Genomic DNA, 959 nt, shown 5'->3' on the forward strand with positions numbered 1-959 from the left:
GAGGTGGTGTTGTGTGGTTTGTTTTCTGAGGTGTTGGGTGTTGAGGGTGTGGGTGTGGATGACGGGTTTTTTGATTTGGGTGGGCATTCGTTGTTGGCGACGCGTTTGGTGTCGCGGGTTCGTGGGGTGTTGGGGGTTGAGTTGGGTGTGAGTGCGGTGTTTGATGCGCCGTCGCCGGGGTTGTTGGCGGGGCGTGTGGTGGGTGCGTGTGGGGCGCGGGGTGGTGTGGTGCCGGTGGTGCGGCCTGAGCGGTTGCCGTTGTCGTTTGCGCAGCTTCGGCTGTGGTTTTTGTATCGGTTGGAGGGGGCTTCGGCGACGTACAACATTCCGTTGGTGGTGGGTTTGGAGGGTGAGGTGGATGAGGGTGCGCTGGGCGAGGCGTTGGGTGATGTGGTGGCTCGGCATGAGAGTTTGCGGACTGTTTTTGCCGAGATTGACGGGGTGCCGTGTCAGAGGGTGATGCCGTTGGATGAGTGGTCGGGCTTGACGGTGGGCGGTGTTGAGCGTGAGCGGGTTGATGAGGCGGTAGCCGAACTGGTTCGGTACCGCTTCGATTTGAGTGGTGAGTTGCCGGTTCGGGCTGGGTTGTTGGTGGTGTCCGAGACCGAGCGGGTGTTGGTGTTGGTGGTGCACCACATTGCTGCTGATGGGTGGTCTTTGCGGCCGTTGTGGCGGGACGTGTGTGACGCTTATCGGGCGCGGTCTGGTGGTGGGGTGCCGGATTGGGCGCCGCTACCGGTGCAGTATGCGGATTACGCCCTGTGGCAGCGCGAGTATCTCGGCAGTGAAGAAGACCCGGACAGTCTGATTTCGCGGCAGTTGGCTTTCTGGCAGCAGCAATTGGAGGGGGCTCCTGAGCAGTTGTCGTTGCCGGTGGATCGGTCGCGTCCGCGGGTGGCGAGTTATCGCGGTGGTGTGGTGTCGTTCGGCGTTGATGCGGAGGTGCATGGGCGTTTGGC

At 62.0% G+C, this 959-nt stretch carries 1 protein-coding gene; it reads left to right on the forward strand.

All coding sequences use genetic code 11. The features are described 5' to 3' along the window. The coding region (locus ACTWP9_RS36660) for a condensation domain-containing protein (RefSeq protein ID WP_443250645.1) at positions 1–959 on the forward strand (959 nt) is incomplete at both ends.

This window comes from Streptomyces sp. 3N207 (genome assembly GCF_052246355.1).
GTDB lineage: Bacteria > Actinomycetota > Actinomycetes > Streptomycetales > Streptomycetaceae > Streptomyces.